Below are 16,418 nucleotides of genomic sequence, written 5' to 3'. Positions count from 1 at the left end.
CCTAGATTGATAGCTTTGTGATACGTCTGCCACCGATGATGGCATTAATAACTGCACGCGTACCAACAATCGCTGTAAACATCGAGGTAATGATACCGATAGCTAGGGTTACCGCGAAGCCTGCAATTGGACCTGTACCAACAGAGAATAGGATCACCGCAGCAATTAAAGTGGTGATGTTGGCATCAAAAATCGTACTAAATGCACTATCGTAACCATGGTGAACGGCTTGCTGTGGACTGCGACCTTCCGCAATTTCTTCCCGAATACGCTCAAAGATAAGTACGTTAGCATCAACGGCCATACCGACGGTTAATACGATACCGGCAATACCTGGCAGCGTCAGCGTCGCGCCTGGGATCATCGACATCACACCCACAATCATGATGAGGTTAGCCGCAAGCGCCAAGTTTGCTACCAGACCAAAGCCTTTGTAGTACAGCAACATAAAGGCAAGAACAAAAGCAAAACCAAGCACAACCGCAGTCATACCCGCTTCGATATTTTCCTGACCAAGGCTTGGACCTACAGTACGTTCTTCAACGATTTGAATTGGCGCAACCAGTGCACCTGCACGTAGTAGCAAGCTTAAGTTATGCGCTTCTGCTGGGCTATCAATACCGGTAATACGGAAAGAGCTGTTTAAACGCGCTTGAATCGTGGCAACGTTAATCACTTCTTCCACTTTGATTGGTGGTAACGCTTTGCCATTTTCATCTTTCTTGCCAGATGGTTTGTATTCGATGAAAACCGTCGCCATACGCTTGCCGATGGCGCGTTTAGTAAAGGCATTCATTTTTGCCCCACCTTTGCTATCAAGTTTGATATTCACCTGAGGGCGCTGATATTCATCCATACCAGATTGCGCACCTGTGATATGCGTACCTTCAAGAATAACGCGCTTTTTAAGCACGACAGGATAACCATCTTTATGCGGGATCACTTCTGTGCCTGGAGGAATGCGACCTTGTGCTGCTGCACGCACGTCGGCATTTTCGTCTACTTCACGGAACTCAAGCGTCGCCGTGGCACCGAGAATTTCTTTCGCGCGAGCCGTGTCCTGAACACCTGGAAGTTGAACAATTATGCGCTCACCACCTTGACGTTGAACATTTGGTTCAGCAACACCTAGTTGGTTAATACGATTACGAATAATGGTTTCGTTTTGCTTGATAGCGTATTCACGCAGCTCTTTATATTTAAGGTCGCTAAGGCTTGAGAAGAAAGCAAGGCTGTCGCTGCTATCATTGATAAAGTCGTTACCCGGGTAACGCTTTCTCAAGAAGCTCATTGCCGCGTCTTTGTCCTCTTCCGAACGCATCGTTACTTGTACACGTTCACTATTAGAAACCCGACGCACCGAGCGATAACGCAATTTTTCTTCACGTAAATCACTCTTGAAATCTTGCTCCATTTGCTCAAGTGCATTGTCCATCGCCGTGACCATATCCACTTCCATAGTGAAGTGAACACCACCGCTTAAATCTAGACCAAGCTTCATTGGATTTGCACCTAAGTCTTTTAACCACTCAGGTTGTGCCGGAGACATATTGATTGCTGAAATGTAATCATCGCTTAAGCTATTACGCAAAATATCTTGTGCTTTAAGCTGATCTTCAACATTTTTGAAGCGAACAAGGATTTGACCGTCTTCTAACACAGAAGATTTTACGGCAAGGTTGTTCTTTTGTAGGGTTTCGTTAACTTGATCTAATACACTGAGCGTCGCATCAGCACCTTTTGTGCCAGAAACTTGTATGGCCGGATCACGACCATACAAGTTAGGTGTGGCATAAAGAATACCGATAGCCAACACAGCGAGAACAAGTAAGTACTTCCACATTGGAAACTTGTTTAACACTGGGCTATCCCTTTATTGTTATTCTTATAGAGATTTCATTGTACCTTTAGGTAACACAGCTGAAACCGCTGACTTTTGCACTGTCACTTCCATTTGGTCATTCAGTGCGATTACAACAAAGTCTTTGTCTTCAGCTACTTTTGTGATTTTACCCACAAGTCCACCTTGAGTTAGTACTTCGTCACCCTTACCTAATGCACCCATTAGGTCTTTGTGCTCTTTAACACGCTTGGCCTGTGGACGGTAAATTAAGAAATAAAATACCAAACCAAAAATACCTAACATGATTAGCATTTCCATACCGCCACCTGCTGGTGCCGCTGCTGCGTTGCTAGCATGCGCGCTTGAGATAAAAAAGCTCATTTCACTTCCTCGTTTATAAAATTAATTATTTTCTGTCAAACCAACGTCAGCCAACTCTGGCACCGGTATGCCACGGCGCGCGTAGAAGTCTTCGACAAATTCATCAAATGTGCCTTCAGATAAGGCGTTTCTCATTCCTTCCATCAAACGTTGATAATAACGCAAGTTATGGATGGTATTGAGTCGAGCACCTAGTATTTCATTACACTTATCTAAGTGATGTAAGTATGCTCTAGAGTAATTCTTACAGGTGTGGCAATCACACTCTGCATCTAGTGGGCTGGTATCCGTTTTGTGTGCTGCATTACGGATTTTTACCACGCCGCCTGTCACGAACAAGTGACCATTACGAGCATTACGTGTTGGCATTACACAGTCAAACATATCAATACCGCGACGTACCGCTTCAACCAAGTCTTCTGGTTTACCAACGCCCATTAGATAGCGAGGCTTGTTCTCTGGCATTTTGTAAGCGCACTGGTCGAGAATGTTGATCATGTCTTCTTTTGGCTCACCAACCGATAAGCCACCTAGCGCATAACCATCAAAGCCAATTTCTTCTAGGCCTTGCTGTGACTCGGCACGCAGCTCTGGGTACATACCACCTTGAATGATCCCAAACAATGCCGAAGGATTATCACCATGTGCCGCTTTAGACCGTTTTGCCCAACGCAAGCTCAACTCCATTGAATCTTTTGCTTCTTTTTCAGTGGCTGGGTATGGCGTACATTCGTCAAAAATCATCACAATATCTGAACCTAAATCACGCTGTACTTCCATTGCCTTTTCAGGAGATAGCATGATTTTTTCACCATTTACCGGTGACTTAAATAGTACGCCCTCTTCTGAGATTTTACGCATCGCACCCAAGCTAAATACTTGGAAACCACCCGAGTCAGTCAAAATAGGTCGGTCCCAATTCATGAAATCATGTAGATCGCCATGTTGCTTGATGATCTCAGTACCAGGTCTTAGCATCAAATGGAAGGTATTTCCTAAACAGATATGCGCACCAGTTTCTTTTAACTCATCTGGAGTCATGCCTTTTACTGTGCCATAAGTACCAACAGGCATAAACGCTGGCGTCTCTACTACACCACGGTCAAAAATCAAGCGACCTCGGCGAGCTTTACCCTGTTTGCGATCTAATTCAAATTTCATTATTACCTCGTTGTCGGAAAAACAGTCCAACCTTGACTAAAAAACGTGCTAAGCCAATGCTTAGGGCAGTGATCTTTCGATTCTACCAAGATTACTAGCGCAATTCTAATATTGGGATAAAAAACACAAAGTCCATATCGAGCTTGCAACTTTACAGCCATAAAACGCAAAATGCCCAGCAACACTGGGCATTTTAATAGTTGTATGGCGTGAGTTACTTATCTTGCTTTTGCAAGAACATCGCATCACCGTAACTAAAGAAGCGGTATTTCTGTTCAATGGCGGTTTGGTAAGCCTTCATAATATGCTGTTGCCCTGCAAACGCACTCACTAACATGATTAGCGTTGATTCTGGTAAGTGAAAGTTAGTCACCATTGCATCTACCACGTTAAAACGGTAGCCCGGATAAATAAAAATATCGGTATCGCCGTAAAGTGGAGCAATTTCACCGCCGTTTGCTTTAGCCGCAGACTCAAGTGAGCGCACCGACGTAGTACCTACCGCGATGACGCGTCCTCCTCTGGCTTTTGCCGCTTTGATTGCCTCCACGACTTCTGCTGAGACCTCGATATATTCTGAGTGCATAACATGCTCTTCCACCGAATCGACTCGCACCGGCTGGAACGTACCTGCGCCCACGTGTAAAGTAACAAAGGCCATCTCAACACCTTTGTCTTTTAGCTTAGCCATCAATTCATCATCAAAGTGCAGTCCGGCGGTAGGTGCAGCGACTGCGCCTGGTTTCTCACCATACACAGTCTGATAACGCTCTTTATCTTCTTCATCATCCGGTCTGTCGATATAAGGAGGTAAAGGCATATGGCCAATTTTATCTAAAATAGCCAATACATTTTCTTCGCCCTCGAATCTCAACTCAAATAATTCACCGTGGCGCTGAACCATTTCTGCGGTTGCTTGGCCTTCAAGCTCAATTTTAGTACCAGGTTTTGGCGACTTGCTCGCTCTTACATGAGCAAGCACAGTCCGCTCATCTACAACGCGCTCAACCAATACTTCTAGTTTTCCACCACTGGCTTTTTGACCAAACATACGCGCAGGAATAACTTTAGTGTTATTGAAGATGATTAAGTCTTCTGGATTAATGAGTGCCAAAATATCTCTAAATACTTTGTGTTCTATTTCACCACTATTGCCATTTAAGGTAAGAAGACGACTGCTAGAGCGTTCCTTCATTGGGTGTCTGGCAATCAACTCATCAGGAAGATCAAAACTAAAGTCTGCTACGCGCATGGAAAGGCCTCATTTCTAAAAGTGCGCCAAGTCTAGTGCGGTGTTTTGGCGAAATCAAGTGCTTGTAACCTTGCGTAAATACCTTTAACCTAGCGAGTCTAAAACGGTAATCACCATGTAAAATTTTGTACGGTGTGCACCTTTGTTTAGTACGTTCTTTATTCTTTACGTTTAAACAATAACTTATCGCTATCGGCTATGATTACCGAGCAAAGTTCGTGTCACTGTTTGATTATTATCAAGCAGCGGTTAAGTACGATTTGCTAACTTTAAGACAAGCCCAATGATTGTGTCGCAGTATCTGGTGAGGTTTTTTTATTGTGTCTAGACAACTAACGTTGCTCATTGTTAACGCCAGTGCTCACGAGCGTCAAACCTTGACTAAAACTCTTAGTGCATTAGATGTCTTTACTATCATTGCCAAATCCGACTCTCAAGATGCCCTAAGCTTACTAAAGACGCAAGCTGTAGATCTAGTGATCACCGGCTTGGATGTTGGCAAAATTGACGGATGGCGATTCTCGCGCATGATCCGCTCAGGTCTGCTGGCAACGCCCAAAAATACACCCATCGTACTTATTCCACCGACTTATTGTGAACGAATAGCCGAAACCACCGCTCGTAGCTACAGTATTGATGCCGTGCTGCCATTTGAACGTCAAGACATGTTGCCGCAAATTTTGGCCAATGTGTTGTCAACGCATTTAGATAAAAGCAGCCGCCTCAACTTGCTGTTGTTAGAGCCCAACCAACAACGTGCGCAAAAAATATGTGAGCACCTATCGCACAATTTCGTTTGCACACATGTAAGCTCGGCGGCCAGCGCTTTATCACTATTTCTACAAGATCATTACGCCATTGTTTTAATGGACACTACGTCTGATTTATCAGGTTCCGCAGAAAGCTTAGTCGAAAGTATTCTCAAACATCGTCCAAGCCAAGCCATTGTAACCATTATTGACAAACGCGATGCCGACCATGCCGAACAACTATTATTGTTAGGTGTTACCGACTTTGTTCGAGCACCATACGATATGCCCTTTTTAAGCAAAGTATGCGACCATGCAGCGCGGCGAGAAGATTTTATGGTGAGCTATGCCGAGTTTGCTAATAAAGTCGAGCAACTCAGTCGCAGTGAAAGTCGCTATAAAGATTTGTTTTCTGCACACCAACGGATTTTACTCCACCTGAGAACAGTTGTCGTTGAATTGGAATTGGAAGGCGCGATCCGCTTTATAAACCCAGCATGGGAATACCTCTCAGGCTTTGGTATTAAGTCAAGCCTCAATACCCAGCTCCGCGATTATATTGCCAAAGATGAATTGCCGACCTTCAACAAAGTCATTCAAGAAATTCAAAATGGAGTCAGGCAACATGCGCAATTAGAGCTGCAACTCTGCCACAAAGCAGGACATCTAGTGTGGGTCGAGTGTCGCCTACAACTTATCAAGAATACCTCAAGTTCGGTCGCAATAACTGCAACACTCGATAATATTCACGAACGCAAGCAAGCTGAGCTGCAACTCAGACACTTAGCATTGCATGATACGCTTACCGGCTTACACAACCGCTACTACTTCGACCAACAACTGAATCAGCTGTGCAATGAAGTAAAGTCTGCACAAGAGATAGAACATGCACTAATTTACATCGACTTAGATCACTTTAAGATCATCAATGACAGTAAAGGCCATCAGCAAGGAGATATTGTACTCAAAGAAGTATCTGAGTTGTTTGGTGACAAAATAGGTGAAGAGCATCTCACTTTCCGTATTGGTGGAGACGAATTTGCTGTACTGCTTAAGCACACCAATTTACTTGATGCTCATATGTGCGCTGAAAGCATTTGCATGGCTATCGAAGAACATAAATTTCACTTTGAAAATAATGCATACTCTCTCAGTTGTTCTATCGGGTTAACGCAAATTACCAATGAAAATGCGGATCCCAGCGAGTGTTTGAAACAAGCTGACATAGCCCTTTATATCGCCAAGAATCTCGGCCGCAACTTGGTTCATTGTTATAATAAAGAAGATGAACAAAACCAAACACTGCAAACCGGTTTAGAATGGGGCCATAGTGTTAGGCAAGCGCTTCAGAACGACAGCATAGAACTCCACTATCAACCGATCTGGGATTTCAAAAAACAACAAATAGCCTATTACGAAGCACTGCTTAGATTAAAGATTAACGGTGAGACAGTTTACCCAAATCAGTTTATTCCTGCATTAGAGCTACTTAATGATACATTTTTGATGGATCAATGTGTGATCAGAACTGCCATTAAAGCACTGGCTGAACATGAGATTTTGAGCCAAGTGGCGATTAATTTATCTGCTCATTCATTTTTAGATGAACGACTGCAACCCCACATTCAGGCCTGTTTAAAAGAGCATCAAGTTTCAGCTAATCGCGTTATTTTTGAAATCACAGAATCTGCCAGTATCAATAACCTTAACGCAACCCAGACAATGATTAAAAATCTGAACGATCTTGGTTGTCATTTCGCTATTGATGATTTCGGGACAGGCTTCAGCACTTTTAGCTACCTAAAACAGCTACCCGCACAGCATGTTAAAATAGATGGCTCCTTTGTTCGAGACATGCTCAACGACCCAATTGACCTGGCGCTGGTCAAAGCTGTAAACGATATTAGTCACTCGTTAGATAAGTGTTCAGTTGCCGAATATGTCGAAAACAAAGAAATATTTCAACAACTTAAGGAAATAGGTGTGGACTATGGACAGGGTTACTTTATCTCTAGACCGCTCCCTATTGAACAACTAGCGAGCAGTGCAAAAACTATTTTATCTCTAAAAACAGCGTAGTAACATTTTTATACTAAAGGTTACTTTTACTTCTTGCAAAGTCCACTATAATTAAAGATACCAGTTTAAAATGTCACCAAATTTTAAGGTAACACCTTAATTTTATAGACATTCAAAGGATTGAGTTACATCTTGCTATGGACTTCAAGGGGTAAATTATGCTGTCATTATCACTGTTTTTACTACTTGCAAACTTGCTCATTGCTTATCAATGTTACCGCTATGCCAACACAAAAGGATATCCGGTAAAATTGTTCACAGGGCTCGGTTTGCTACCCTACTTTAATCTAGTGGTTTGGGTTTACTTACTCTTTTTACCAAATTTAACTACTGCAAAAAACATCGAGCAGGCTTAATAGCTCCTTTTTAAAACAAAACAGCATGCAGCCATGCTGTTTTTTGTGTTGTCATTTTCTTGCCCCCAAGTTCGAAGAAGGCGCTTTTTATCCCAAAATTAGGCTAACTAAAAGCGATAGCTAGTTACTATCTCGGCAAGCTGCTTAGCCGTTTTCTCACCTTTTACACATTGCTGCACCAAGGATTTTGGATAAACAAACACCTGTTTATTATTTGGGTTGCTGAGTTCATTGTAAATAAAGCTTATATGCTCATTTCTAGGTAAACTTCTTAAACCTGCACCATAGTCACATAAACTTCGGGCTAAGCTGGTAACTAGCATTTTTTCAAGCGCCTGCTGCTTTTCCGCTTTCTCCTTCGCGCGTTTGACCCGAGAAGCTTCAAGACTTGCTTTCAGCTTATCCTTAAGGTCTTTTAATTCCGAATCCTTAAGTGAAAGCTTTTCTATGCGCTTCTCAACTTCTCTCAATGACTCCGTAAATTCTTTTACTTGATCGTCACTTTCGTGCCTTTTCGCAAACTCCAGCTCCGCTTTTTGGCGTTCAAGTTCCCTCAATTGAATTCTATTCTCTCTTTCTTGCTCTACGGCTTCGCGGACCTTCTCGGCTCCTGCTCTCACTTTCTCAGCAGCATCCGAATAAGCTTGAGAAAAAGCTTCAGCTATCGGCTGTGAAATCTCGATCTCCGCGATGTCCATATCAAATTCCGGCAGTTCAAACTCCCCTATTGCAGCCACATCATCCAGATTGTCGATATGAGAAATCCACTCTAAACGGTGCCGACGTTTTAATGCCAGTTCAAACACAACTCCCTGATCTTTTAAATAATAGCCAGAAACACTACGAACTTGATCTTGTGTGTCATGCTGTAGTGCACTCATTAATACCCGCTCAAAAATAGCAACCTCACGCTTTAGCGCTTCATCAACAACTTGGGCCTGAGCAAAGCTTGTAGCAATGGCTGCGACAGCGCCAAAACAAAGTGGAATTAACTTCATGGTTTACCTCGATACTGTGCTAAATTTTGTGTCGGTGTTTGCTCTACTTGCTCTGCCAATTCATTCAATTGCAGCCTAAGTAGGGCTTGATCTTGCGCTCTTTGTGCTTGGATCAGATCAACGAGATTATTCATTGCCAAACTGCGCTCTTTACGATTTTGTTCAACCACTTGCGTTGCTAACTTGGCAAGCGTAGCTTGATCTATTGGCTTAGTCTCATCAAGTTTTGCAAGCATGGCCTGCATAGCGCTTTGCTGCTGTGCCAGTTGTGTTTGTTGAGCACTCAACTGTTGATGTAAGCCTAAGTTCTGTAGCCAAAGTCCTGACACACCAAGCCCAACGACCAGCCAAGCTGCGACGGCAGCCACTGGCCAAGCGCGAGTTTGATGCTGCAAAGTGAGCTGTGGGGGTGGCGCTTGCTCTTCGAAGCTAGCAGCTCGCTGTTGCCAAGTAATAGCAGCACTCATCATTTCTCGATATTCACTATCTGCCTGAAGTTCGGCCAACTCTGCCTCAGACAGCACTTTGCCATCTAACCACTGCTCAAATAAGTGTGCTAATTTAGCCATGATTTTGCACCTCTAGTTGCCCTTTCATCTTACCTAACGCACTGTATAGCCTAGCCTTCACCGTATTACTTGATAACTCAAGCTGCAGCGCAATTTCATCAAAGGTGTAATGCTGGAAAAACTTTAGCTCCACGACAATGCGCTGCTCAAATGGTAGTTGTTTCAGCGCGATATATATCTCTTCATTACTTTGTTGTTGCGCTATTTTGCTGTCAGGTCCGTGTTGCGGCGTCTCAGGTTCTTTACCTTCAATCGATTCAAACTTATGTTTTCGCATGTGATCCACTATCCTTGCATGGGTGATTTTAAATACCCAAGTCGAGAACTTAGCATCACCATTAAAGGTATGCAGATTTCGATACATACTTAAAAATACATCTTGAGCTATATCTAGCGCGTCTTGCGGGTTACCAACCAGCCTCAAGCATTGGTTATACACACGGCTATGATGCTGGGCGCAAAGCTTTGACCATGCTCTTTGATTACCTTGCAGTGCTCTTTTTATTAATTGTTTTTCGCTATTAAAAAACACGCAGTTCACTCATCCAATCTTCTCACTAACTATTAATCGTAGCGGCTGCAAAAAAAGTTGTTCAGACAGGAAAATTTTTTGAAAAAAAAGCACCGTTAAGGTGCTTCTTTCATCATCATTACTGCGACTGACATTGGCCACTGATGTAGCCACCAACAAAGTCGCTAAACAGTCTAAAATCTCTGATCCGCCCGGTAGTACGACGCCAGATCAAGCCAATCTCACGATATGCATGATCTTGTGGTGGCATAGCCACTAAAGGTTTCCCTTCCAAAATCCCTGCATTGATCGCCATTTGAGGTAAAAACGTTACGCCATTTTTATATTCCACCATACTTAATAAAGTATGTAGGTTTGCCGCCTCAAATGGATTAATGCACGCGCTACGGTTTAAGTGGCAAGCGCTAAGAGCATGTCCCGTCATACAGTGCTCTTTTTCGAGTAAAAATACACTTTGCTCAGGTAACAGGTTAAAGTCCTCAATCGGCTCTGGTACGCTGTACTCGGTATGGCGAACCAAGCTAAAGTGATCTTTTGCAAGCACTTGAGTATGAAACTTATCGGTTCTATATGGCAGCGCTAACATGGCCATATCAATATGGCCATGCTCTAATTTGTCCAGTAAGTTATCACTGGTATCTTCAACCAGTACCAAATTAAGTGCTGCAAACTCCTTTTTACACGCCTGATAAAGTGGCGCAGCAATAAAACTCGCAATGGTGGGAATGATCCCTAACGTCAACTTGCCAGATAATGGATTTTTATAGCTTTTAGTCAGCTCTTTAACGCTCATGGTGTCGTCGATAATTTTCCGTGCTCGTTCAACCACTTCCTCACCAATATCGGTAAACATTAGGCTGCGATTTTCGCGTTCAATTAGCTGACATCCCAATGTCTCTTCAAGGTTTTGTATCGCGCTACTTAACGTCGATTGGCCGATAAAGCATGCTTCCGCTGCACGACCAAAATGTTGGTGCTGATGCACCGCAAGCAGGTATTGTAGTTGTTTGATACTAGGTAAATTCGTCACAAGCTTTACTCTTAATTTTCAACAGCACAAATAAAAAGACCCCAACACCAAAGGTGTTGAGATCTTTTCAAGCTAAAAGTCTGTCTTTTTGAAAAGTGCGGTTTATTTTTATACGCCGAACACTAATCTCAAAATATAGAATATAACAATAGCAAGGGCAGCACCAACTGGCAATGTAATTACCCAAGAAACTACGATGTTACGAATAACACCCATGTTTAATGCCGCAATACCACGTGCCATACCCACACCCAATACCGCACCAACTAAGGTTTGAGTTGTAGAGATTGGTAGGCCTGTGCCTGATGCGATTACGACTGTTGAAGCAGCTGCAAGCTCTGCTGCGAAGCCACGGCTAGGAGTAAGATGCGTGATGCCTTCACCGATGGTCTTGATAACTTTCTTACCAAGAATCGCAAGACCCGCAACAATACCTAAACCACCTAGCGGTAAGATCCACCAAGCGAGTGCCGCTTTCTTAGCAATTTCACCGTCGTTTTCAACAATGTTTACCACAGCAGCTAATGGACCAATTGCGTTAGCAACGTCATTCGAACCATGCGCGAATGCCATACAACATGCTGTTAGTACCATAAGGATAGCGAATACTTTTTCAACATTGTTGAACTGCATTTGCTTGTCTGCATTAGGATCCATTTTCAGCTTAGAAATCGCAATCTTACCGATAATAGCAATGATAATAGCGATACCGATAGCAAGCGCAAAACCTTCGAATGTGCCAAGCTTGATACCAATATGCTTAAGACCTTTTTTGATTGTAACCAAAGACATAACAAAGCCCGCTAGACCCATGTAAATAGGCACAAAGCGTTTGGCGTTTTCTAGTGGCTTATTTGTATCAAAAATGAGCTTTTGGGCACTCATAAAGATGAGGTAAGCAATAAAGCCAGAGATGGCAGGGGTGACAATCCAGCTCCCAACAATGCCAGCAACTTTGCCCCATTGGATTGCTTCGCTGCCCACAGCTACTAGCGCAAAACCAATGATTGCACCTATGATTGAGTGCGTCGTAGATACCGGCCAACCTAGCATTGAAGCCATTAATAACCATGCGCCTGCAGCAAAAAGCGCGGAGATCATTCCTAATATCATCAGTTCAGGAATATCAATGAAAGGGGTTGAATCTATAATCCCTTTTCGGATCGTTGATGTTACCTCACCACCTGCAAGATAAGCACCAGCGAATTCAAAGATCATAGCAATGATAATTGCTTGTTTGATGGTAAGTGCTTTTGAACCTACCGAAGTACCCATAGCATTCGCAACATCGTTTGCGCCAATACCATAAGCCATAAAGAAACCAACTGCTGCGGCAATTAAAACCAATACTGTGCCGTAGGATGCAATGATATCCATAAGAAACCTTACTTTATTTTAAAAGATCGATTTTTATTAACGAGCTAACATCAGCTCAAGACGTGAACCAACGCGCTCTGCGATATCTGCAAGCCCACCGACCCATTCGATGATCTTGTATAAAAACATCGCATCAATTGGGTTAAGCTCGCTTTCAACAGCGCGTAACTCTCGACGAATTTTAATTTGCATATCGTCGGTATCTTGCTCGATGGCATCGAGCTCAACTAGCATTTTTTCAACTAAAGTGACTTCACGGCCTCTAAAGCCTGTCTCAAGCAGTTCATCAAACTCATTAATCGCTTCTGATGCTTGTTTAGTTGCGTCCACACAACGAGTGACGTAAGCAAGAAAGTCTTTTTGAATGGATTCAGGGATGACCATTTCACGACCGATAACGCGACCTGCGATATCTTTCGCTTTATTGGCTATCTTATCTTGGTGGGTGATAAGTTCCAGTAAGTCAGTCCGTTCTACTGGCATGAATAAACCACGAGGCAAATGTAAACGTACTTCACGTTTTAGTTCATCTGCTTCACGCTCTAGGTTGCGGATTTCAATGCGAATTGCATCCGCTTCTGTCCACTCCCCTTTGAAGACATGGTTAAAAAATGGGATCAAAGCCGCACTGGCTTGATGGACTATTTTTATATGCTCTTCAATTGGCTTAATAGGAGATTTAGCAAATACTCCTAAAAACGCGTTACTAGGCATAACTGACCCTTAAATCATATTTGTATGCATGTGCAAAGTGTAATTTTACAGCATTGAGCGCTGTTGTGAACGGTTTTATTGCAAGTTTAGATGAACTTACTATGAAATTGCGCGCCGAAAGCGCGCAACTAATTGATAAGCATCACAAGGTTTTTGCGATATCTTCTTGAGATGTATGACGAATATCTTTGCCATTTACGAAATAAATCACATATTCCGCAATATTCTGACAACGATCGCCAATCCGCTCTAGTGAGCGCACAGACCAAATTAAATCCATAATTTTTGGAATAGAGCGTGGATCTTCCATCATATAGGTCATAATTTGACGTGTTACTGCTTCGTATTCACGATCCACTTTAGCATCGGCTTTATGCACTTCAAATGCCTTTTGCGCGTCCATCCGGGCAAACGCATCGAGCACATCATGCAGCATTTGTGACACTTGGCGACCCATATTGTCAATATTCACCAATAGATCTTGCTGATCTTTGGTAAACGAATCCAATGCAACTTTAGCAATACGCTCCGCTTCGTCTCCGATACGTTCAAGATCTGCAATCGTTTTTGCGATGGCAACAACCAAACGCAAGTCACTGGCTGCAGGCTGCCTTTTCGCGATGATACGTGTACATTCTTCGTCAATATTCACTTCCATCGCATTGACTTTGTAATCGTTCTGACTGACTTTTTTCGCTTTTTCAGCATCATTGTGGTTAACCGCATCAAGCGCAGTGTTTAGTTGCTGCTCTACCAATCCACCCATACTGAGTACGTGATTTCTCACGTTTTCTAGCTCTTCATTAAAGCGGCCAGAAATGTGCTTATTAATATTGTGTTCCATTATATTCTCCTCGCAAGCTCGCCTTAACCGTAACGACCTGTAATATAGTCTTCTGTTTTCTTCTTAGACGGCGTGGTGAATAAGGTATTGGTATCTGCATACTCAATTAACTCACCCATGTACATAAACGCAGTTTGATCAGATACACGCGCAGCTTGTTGCATGTTATGTGTAACGATAACTACAGTATACTTGTTTTTCAGATCGTTAATGAGTTCTTCGATAACCAATGTTGAAATCGGATCGAGTGCTGATGTTGGTTCATCAAGTAACAATACTTCTGGTTCAATCGCGATAGAGCGAGCAATCACCAAACGCTGCTGCTGACCACCAGATAAACCAAATGCGCTGTCGTGAAGTCGGTCTTTTACTTCATCCCAAAGTGCGGCGCCACGGAGTGACTTTTCAACCACTTCGTCTAACTTGCGCTTATCTTTGATACCTTGCAGACGCAGACCATAAACCACATTCTCATAAATAGACTTAGGAAAAGGGTTTGGTCTTTGGAATACCATACCTACGTTACGGCGCAGTGCCGCAACATCTACGCTCTTGTCATAAATGTTCTGTCCTTGAAGGTTGATTTCTCCTTCAATACGACAGCTATCAACAAGGTCGTTCATACGGTTAATACAACGCAGTAACGTTGACTTACCACAACCTGATGGACCGATAAACGCGGTTACCTGCCCTTTTGGGATCAACATATTAACGTTGCTAAGGGCTTGTTTATCACCATAGTAAAGATCTAGGTTTTTGATCTCTAGTGCGGTGAGTTCTGGACTTAAGTTTGCTAAATCAAGCTTGTTATTGCCGTTTGCTTGATTGACTTCTGGCGCTACTGTAATCATGTTTTTACCTATTAAAAATCTTTACTATTAATGCTCTAACGATCTGAATTTTTCGCGTAAGTGGTTACGAATACCAATCGCTGTGATATTCAGTGCAATAATCACCGTAACCAGTAGGAACGCGGTTGCATAAACCAAAGGTCTAGCAGCTTCAACATTCGGGCTTTGGAAGCCAACATCATAAATATGGAACCCTAAGTGCATAAACTTACGATCCAAGTGAATATAGGGGAAGTTTCCGTCTAGTGGTAGTGTAGGTGCCATCTTTACTACACCAACCAACATCAGAGGAGCTACCTCACCCGCTGCTCGCGCAACAGCAAGAATAAGACCAGTCATAATTGCCGGACTTGCCATTGGTACAATGATCCGCCATAGGGTTTCAGCTTGAGTCGCACCAAGCGCAAGTGAACCATGACGCACTGAGCTTGGGATCCGAGACAGACCTTCTTCTGTGGATACAATAACCACAGGCAAAGTAAGGATAGCAAGTGTAAGTGCAGACCAAATCACACCTGGTGTACCAAATACAGGACTTGGCGCAGCCTCAGGGTAGAAAAGTTCGTCAATTGACCCACCTAGCATATAAACGAAGAATCCTAAGCCAAACACCCCATATACAATGGATGGAACACCTGCAAGGTTGATCACCGCGATGCGGATCATCTTAGTCACAGCGTTCTTTGCTGCATATTCATGAAGATAAATTGCGGCAATAACACCGAATGGGGTCACGATCACCGCCATCAGCATAACCATAAATACCGTACCAAAGATTGCAGGGAATACCCCACCTTCGGTATTTGCTTCACGCGGGTCATCGCTCACAAACTTGCTGATTTGCACTAAGTAGTGACCCACTTTGGCAAAAAAGCCCATGTCATTTGGAAACCAAACGTCCAACACTTGGTACAGCGGCAAAGTCACTTCTTCACCACGCATATCACGCACTACAACTTGGTCACGCTTTGCTTGCTTCCTTAGCTCAAATAAACGTTTTTCGAAGACTTTGTAATCTTCACGTAGCTCAGCACGGCGTGCATTTAACTCTGCTAACTTTTCCTCTGTCAGGTCATTACCGAGTTGATACGACTTTTCTTTTAAACGTAGACGTTCAAGCTCATAGTTAATGTGCCCGATTTCGCTATTTTGTAGATCAAGCGCCTCGTCATTAAGGTCAACGGCACGCTCAACAAGCTCATGTAACCTTTCTATCGGCTGGTCAGTTACTACTTTACCGTCTTCTAAAACGCGAGCAACATAACCATAGAAATTACCATTTTTACTACGCTCAAATACCGCTAATTCCGCTGGCGTAGACTGGCTTTTGATGTCTGTTGATAACACCCAACGGAAATCAAGTTCTACGTATTCACGGTTACCCGTTTTAATGAGTAAACGCTCGATTTGCTCGCTGTTGTAGCCTGAAAGGTCGAATCCAGCCGCTTCAAGGCGAGACTTTGGTACCATCTCACGATCGTATATTTCACCAATAACAGTCTGCTTAGCAACAGAACCGTCGAGATGCATTTCTACAACTTCTGATGGCCAAAAGAAGCTCAGTCCTTTCCACGCTATCATCGCAAGTAGTCCAATTACTGAAATCAAACTAATACTGACCGCGCCACCTGTCATCCAGATCCACGGAGAACCTGACTTAAACCACTGTTTTACCATGTCAT

At 43.2% G+C, this 16,418-nt stretch carries 15 protein-coding genes; 2 read left to right on the top strand and 13 right to left on the bottom strand.

What is annotated here, in order from left to right; translation table 11 throughout:
• Position 1 precedes the first annotated feature (1 nt).
• The 4 genes from secD to queA form a co-directional block, all read right to left on the bottom strand.
• On the bottom strand, positions 2-1,861 hold the full coding sequence (secD, locus tag DS891_RS18795) for a protein translocase subunit SecD (protein WP_010607168.1): 1,860 nt from the start codon (positions 1,859-1,861) through the stop codon (positions 2-4).
• Between the two features lie 24 nt (positions 1,862-1,885).
• Positions 1,886-2,224, bottom strand: coding sequence for a preprotein translocase subunit YajC (gene yajC, locus DS891_RS18790; RefSeq protein WP_099642395.1), 339 nt, complete (start codon positions 2,222-2,224; stop codon positions 1,886-1,888).
• Between the two features lie 21 nt (positions 2,225-2,245).
• Positions 2,246-3,385 (bottom strand): tRNA guanosine(34) transglycosylase Tgt, encoded by a 1,140-nt coding sequence (gene tgt / locus DS891_RS18785; RefSeq protein WP_174170602.1) that lies wholly within the window; start codon positions 3,383-3,385, stop codon positions 2,246-2,248.
• 214 nt (positions 3,386-3,599) lie between these two features.
• Positions 3,600-4,637 (bottom strand): tRNA preQ1(34) S-adenosylmethionine ribosyltransferase-isomerase QueA, encoded by a 1,038-nt coding sequence (gene queA, locus DS891_RS18780; RefSeq protein ID WP_010607167.1) that lies wholly within the window; start codon positions 4,635-4,637, stop codon positions 3,600-3,602.
• Between the two features lie 320 nt (positions 4,638-4,957).
• Between queA and DS891_RS18775 the strand changes: the two genes are divergently transcribed.
• Both DS891_RS18775 and DS891_RS18770 read left to right on the top strand, forming a co-directional pair.
• Complete coding sequence (locus DS891_RS18775) at positions 4,958-7,465, top strand: EAL domain-containing protein (RefSeq protein ID WP_174170601.1); 2,508 nt, start codon at positions 4,958-4,960, stop codon at positions 7,463-7,465.
• Between the two features lie 158 nt (positions 7,466-7,623).
• Positions 7,624-7,821: a hypothetical protein gene (locus DS891_RS18770; protein ID WP_010607165.1), complete on the top strand. Its 198-nt coding sequence runs from the start codon at positions 7,624-7,626 to the stop codon at positions 7,819-7,821.
• Positions 7,822-7,928: 107 nt separating this feature from the next.
• Here the strand turns inward: DS891_RS18770 and DS891_RS18765 are convergent, their stop codons facing one another.
• From DS891_RS18765 to pstA, 9 genes are all read right to left on the bottom strand, one after another.
• Complete coding sequence (locus tag DS891_RS18765; RefSeq protein WP_010607164.1) at positions 7,929-8,819, bottom strand: hypothetical protein; 891 nt, start codon at positions 8,817-8,819, stop codon at positions 7,929-7,931.
• The gene (locus tag DS891_RS18760; RefSeq protein WP_045962626.1) at positions 8,816-9,388 is read right to left on the bottom strand and encodes a hypothetical protein; all 573 of its coding nucleotides are present in this window, start codon (positions 9,386-9,388) and stop codon (positions 8,816-8,818) included. Before DS891_RS18760 ends, DS891_RS18765 begins: the two co-directional genes overlap by 4 nt.
• Positions 9,381-9,920 (bottom strand): RNA polymerase sigma factor, encoded by a 540-nt coding sequence (locus DS891_RS18755; RefSeq protein WP_010607162.1) that lies wholly within the window; start codon positions 9,918-9,920, stop codon positions 9,381-9,383. Before DS891_RS18755 ends, DS891_RS18760 begins: the two co-directional genes overlap by 8 nt.
• A gap of 118 nt (positions 9,921-10,038) precedes the next feature.
• Positions 10,039-10,950: a hydrogen peroxide-inducible genes activator gene (locus DS891_RS18750; RefSeq protein ID WP_039492743.1), complete on the bottom strand. Its 912-nt coding sequence runs from the start codon at positions 10,948-10,950 to the stop codon at positions 10,039-10,041.
• A 108-nt stretch (positions 10,951-11,058) separates the two neighbouring features.
• Positions 11,059-12,327 carry an inorganic phosphate transporter gene (locus DS891_RS18745; RefSeq protein ID WP_010607160.1) on the bottom strand — a complete coding sequence of 423 codons (1,269 nt, stop codon included), beginning with the start codon at positions 12,325-12,327 and terminating at the stop codon, positions 11,059-11,061.
• 36 nt (positions 12,328-12,363) lie between these two features.
• Positions 12,364-13,041, bottom strand: a complete 678-nt coding sequence (locus tag DS891_RS18740) for a TIGR00153 family protein (protein ID WP_010607159.1) — start codon at positions 13,039-13,041, stop codon at positions 12,364-12,366.
• A 142-nt stretch (positions 13,042-13,183) separates the two neighbouring features.
• Positions 13,184-13,885 (bottom strand): phosphate signaling complex protein PhoU, encoded by a 702-nt coding sequence (gene phoU, locus DS891_RS18735; RefSeq protein WP_010607158.1) that lies wholly within the window; start codon positions 13,883-13,885, stop codon positions 13,184-13,186.
• 23 nt (positions 13,886-13,908) lie between these two features.
• Positions 13,909-14,736: a phosphate ABC transporter ATP-binding protein PstB gene (gene pstB / locus DS891_RS18730; RefSeq protein WP_010607157.1), complete on the bottom strand. Its 828-nt coding sequence runs from the start codon at positions 14,734-14,736 to the stop codon at positions 13,909-13,911.
• A gap of 27 nt (positions 14,737-14,763) precedes the next feature.
• Complete coding sequence (gene pstA / locus DS891_RS18725) at positions 14,764-16,413, bottom strand: phosphate ABC transporter permease PstA (RefSeq protein WP_174170600.1); 1,650 nt, start codon at positions 16,411-16,413, stop codon at positions 14,764-14,766.
• Positions 16,414-16,418 lie beyond the last annotated feature (5 nt).

This window comes from Pseudoalteromonas sp. JC28, from assembly GCF_013319255.1.
Lineage (GTDB): Bacteria > Pseudomonadota > Gammaproteobacteria > Enterobacterales > Alteromonadaceae > Pseudoalteromonas.
The sequence above is the reverse complement of the archived record's forward strand: the minus strand, read 5'-3'. Positions and strand labels throughout refer to the sequence as shown.

Bases quoted from the DNA above. Each gene is read 5' to 3' on its own strand.
- yajC (WP_099642395.1), bottom strand. From the start codon at position 2,224: ATGAGCTTTTTTATCTCAAGCGCGCATGCTAGCAACGCAGCAGCGGCA.
- tgt (WP_174170602.1), bottom strand. From the start codon at position 3,385: ATGAAATTTGAATTAGATCGCAAACAGGGTAAAGCTCGCCGAGGTCGC.
- queA (WP_010607167.1), bottom strand. From the start codon at position 4,637: ATGCGCGTAGCAGACTTTAGTTTTGATCTTCCTGATGAGTTGATTGCC.
- DS891_RS18770 (WP_010607165.1), top strand. From the start codon at position 7,624: ATGCTGTCATTATCACTGTTTTTACTACTTGCAAACTTGCTCATTGCT.
- DS891_RS18765 (WP_010607164.1), bottom strand. From the start codon at position 8,819: ATGAAGTTAATTCCACTTTGTTTTGGCGCTGTCGCAGCCATTGCTACA.
- DS891_RS18760 (WP_045962626.1), bottom strand. From the start codon at position 9,388: ATGGCTAAATTAGCACACTTATTTGAGCAGTGGTTAGATGGCAAAGTG.
- DS891_RS18745 (WP_010607160.1), bottom strand. From the start codon at position 12,327: ATGGATATCATTGCATCCTACGGCACAGTATTGGTTTTAATTGCCGCA.
- DS891_RS18740 (WP_010607159.1), bottom strand. From the start codon at position 13,041: ATGCCTAGTAACGCGTTTTTAGGAGTATTTGCTAAATCTCCTATTAAG.
- phoU (WP_010607158.1), bottom strand. From the start codon at position 13,885: ATGGAACACAATATTAATAAGCACATTTCTGGCCGCTTTAATGAAGAG.
- pstB (WP_010607157.1), bottom strand. From the start codon at position 14,736: ATGATTACAGTAGCGCCAGAAGTCAATCAAGCAAACGGCAATAACAAG.
- pstA (WP_174170600.1), bottom strand. From the start codon at position 16,413: ATGGTAAAACAGTGGTTTAAGTCAGGTTCTCCGTGGATCTGGATGACA.